A 3,319-nucleotide genomic window follows, 5' to 3' on the forward strand; every position below is an offset into this window, starting at 1 on the left:
TCCCGTAACCGGGGCTCCGCCCCGGACCCCGGTCCTCGAACGCCGGACGGGCTGGATAAATCCAGCCCGTCCGGCGTTTGTCATACGGCTGTCGGTTCCGGTGACTTCTCCGCCTTCGGCGGCGTCACCCCGTGGCTGTCCGGTTCGCCGAACCAGGCGACCGCCACCGCGCCGGCCACCGCCAGGAGGAAGCCGAGGACGGCCATCCACGCGAGGCCCTCGCGGGAGGCGTCGCCCAGCCACAGGACGCCGATGATGCCCGGCAGGACCGTCTCGCCGACCACGAGGGCCGCCGTGGCGCCGTTGACGGAGCCGATCTGGAGGGCGACCGTGTGGAGGTACATGCCGACGGAGCCGGAGATGAGGATGGCGTAGAGGGCCGGGTCCGCGAGCAGGGTGGGCAGGTCGAAGGGGTCGATGCCGTCGAGGATGCGGACGCCCACGCCGATCGCGCCGAAGCCGAGGCCGGAGAGCAGACCGGCGAGGATCGCGGCCCGGGAGCCGAGGAAGTGGACGGCGATCCAGCCGCCGCCCATCAGGACGACGGAGATGATCAGCAGCCACCAGTGCGTGGAGCGCGCGGCGTCGCCGCTGCCCTCGTGGCCGGCGGCGGTGGCCAGCAGCACCAGGGCGGAGCAGACCACTCCGATCGACATCCACTCCCTGCGGTTGAGCTTGATGCCGAGCAGCTTGATGCTCAGCAGCGCGGTGACGATCAGGTTGGCGCTGATGACGGTCTGGGAGAGGAACAGCGGCAGCATCCGGGCGGCGAGGGCGCCGAGGGCGAAGCCTATGAAGTCCAGGACCGTGCCGACCATGAACTCCCAGGTCACCGCGGCCTTCGCGGTGGAGGACAGGCTGGGCCCGCCGTGCTGGGTGGTGGCCGTGGAGGTCGCCGTCGCGGCCTCCCGCTGGGCCGATTTCCGGGACCCCACGGCCTGCAGGACGGATCCTGTGCCGTAACACGCAGAGGCCGCGACAGCCGTGACAAGGCCGATGATCACCAGTAGCTCCGTTCGCCTGATAAGCCGTCGTGCTCAGAAAGCAGACGTACTTCTGAGCAGACGTGGATTTCGGCGCCGGAGTTGCCTTCGGTCAAGAACTGGTCAAGACCGGGTCAGTGGCAGTGCCGCCAGTTCGGCGATGACCCAGGTCAGCGGGGCGAGCACGACCACAAGAACACCTGTGCGGACGGCCGCCGCGCCGCGCAGCAGGGAGGCGGGGATGCCCAGCCGCAGCAGCGCCGCGGTGGTCTCGGCGCGGGAGTGCCGGGTGTCGATGGCGGCGGTGACGGCGGTGGCCGTCACACAGGCCATCACCACGGCCGCGCCCAGCCCCGTGAGCGGCCCGAACGGGCGGGGGCCCGACCGCTCCCACGCCGCGCCGTACAGCTCGACGGCCGCGAGGGTGCCCGCCGCCACCGCGCACAGCACCCCGAGGGGCCGTCCGAGCCGGCTCGCCGTGTCCTGGAGTATCCGGCCGGCGAGCAGTCGCATCGGGCCGGGCCGACCGGCCGACAGCAGGGTGCCGCTCCAGTGGGTGAGGCCGGGGCCGGCCAGCACCAGGCCCAGGGAGGCGAGCAGCCAGCCGCCCATCAGCCCGGGGGAGGTGCCGCCGTCCTGGCCCGGCAGCGTCAGCAGGCTGTCCGGCGCGGGGGCCGGGGCGTGCCCCACGTACGCCTCCAGGGCGAGGCCGCAGGCGATGGTCGCCACGCCCCAGGGGAGGCCCGCGTAGCTCCTGCGGTCGTCCTTGGCGGAGGCGGGCGCCGGGGTCGTGGCGGAGGCGGTCGCGGACGCGCCTCCGGCGCGCTCCTTGCGCGGGCGCAGCGCGATGGCGCACGCGCCCGCCGCCAGCGCGGGCAGCAGCCCGAGCAGCGTGAGCGTCGCGGCCCAGGGCAGCGCCGCGTCCCCGTCGAGCAGCCCGGAGGCCGCGCCGCTCAGGGGGGTGCCGCCGAGGTCGCCGCGGAGTTCGAGGTAGACGAGCAGGGCGGTGACGCTGCCGAGGCCGCAGGACAGGGCCGTCGAGGTGGCGGCGAGCAGCGACAGGCGGACGGGGCCGAAGCCGATGGCGTCGAGCCCGTCGCGGGGGCGGGTCGCCGGGTCGCTGCGGGCCACGGTGACGGCGAACTGTGTGACGGCGGCCAGCGGTACGGCGCACCACAGCAGCCGCACCAGCGACTGTTCCGTGGCGCCGGGGTGGGCCACCGCGTAGCCCAGGGAGCACAGCAGCAGGAAACCGGCGCCGGAGGAGGCGACGGCGACCAGCAGCCGCCGCAGGAGGACGAGCGGGTGGGCCCCGCGCGCTAGGCGGAGACTGAGCACGCGGCCCTGCCCTCCCCCTCGGTCGCCTCGGGTGCCGGGATCGCGCCGCCCCGGCGGCCGTCGACGAGGTCGACCGTGCGGTCGGCGAGGGCCGCGCTCTCGTCGTCGAGGGTGGCCAGGACGACGGTGATCTCGTGGGAGCGGGCGGCCGTGGTGAGGGTGCGCAGCACCTGGGCGCGGTCGGCGGCGTGGAGCGGGGCGGTCGGCTCGTCGGCGAAGACCACGGTGGGTTCGGCGGCCAGGGCGCGGGCGATGGCGACGCGCTGGCGCTGGGCCTGGGTGAGCGCCTGGGGGCGTTTGCGGGCGCAGTCGCCCACGTCGAGGCGTTCGAGCCACTCGGTGGCGGTCTGTTTGGCCGTCCGGTGGCCGGTGCCGCGCACCAGCAGCGGCAGGGCGGCGTTCTCCCAGCCCGTCAGCTCGGGGACCAGGTGCGGTTCGCTGTCGATCCAGCCGAAGCGGTCGCGGCGCAGCCGCTCGCGGGCGGAGCGGGAGAGGGTGTGCACGGGGGCGCTGTTGAACCACACCTCGCCGGGGTCGGCCACGAGCTGGCCGGACAGGCATTTGAGGAGGGTGGTCTTGCCGGAGCCGCGTGGCCCGGTCACGGCGAGGATCTCGCCTTCCCGGACACCGATGGACACCCCGGCGAGGGCGGGGGAACCGCTGTAGGAGTAGTGCAGGCCGCGTGCCCAGAGCACGTCGTTGTCCGGCGGGGCCACCATATCGAGCACCTCGGGTCGCTGAGAGGGTCCGTTCCCCTGTCCGGGTGAACGAACCGGAGGCCATTGGGTCACTGGCACCGTACGGAACCGGGATCCTAGCCTCCGTCCAGGCTCGGCGCTTTAGTGCCTCACTTTCCTCCCATCGGGCTTATGCGCGGAGGTTTGCGCGGCGGTGTCGTGGTTGACGCGCGGGAGGCGCGCCGTCGTCCACGCGCGCGTGCCGCGGCCCACGTCGGCGCGGGAAGGGCGCGCGGACGTGGGCCTGTCTCTTATACACAT

General features: G+C 73.9%; 3 protein-coding genes. All 3 read right to left on the reverse strand.

The features are described from left to right. Positions 1 to 80: 80 nt before the first annotated feature. A complete protein-coding gene (locus K6I33_RS33440; RefSeq protein WP_229358500.1) occupies positions 81 to 1,004 on the reverse strand; it encodes a hypothetical protein in 924 nt (307 codons plus the stop codon). A gap of 102 nt (positions 1,005 to 1,106) precedes the next feature. Continuing rightward, on the reverse strand, positions 1,107 to 2,321 hold the full coding sequence (locus tag K6I33_RS33445; protein ID WP_229358502.1) for a hypothetical protein: 1,215 nt from the start codon (positions 2,319 to 2,321) through the stop codon (positions 1,107 to 1,109). After that, the gene (locus K6I33_RS33450) at positions 2,303 to 3,040 is read right to left on the reverse strand and encodes an ABC transporter ATP-binding protein (protein WP_229358504.1); all 738 of its coding nucleotides are present in this window, start codon (positions 3,038 to 3,040) and stop codon (positions 2,303 to 2,305) included. The genes K6I33_RS33445 and K6I33_RS33450 overlap by 19 nt, the downstream gene beginning before the upstream one ends. Between the last annotated feature and the right edge of the window lie 279 nt (positions 3,041 to 3,319).

Source organism: Streptomyces sp. UNOB3_S3 (genome assembly GCF_020740895.1).
GTDB lineage: Bacteria > Actinomycetota > Actinomycetes > Streptomycetales > Streptomycetaceae > Streptomyces.

Bases quoted from the DNA above. Each gene is read 5' to 3' on its own strand.
- K6I33_RS33450 (WP_229358504.1), bottom strand. From the start codon at position 3,040: ATGGTGGCCCCGCCGGACAACGACGTGCTCTGGGCACGCGGCCTGCAC.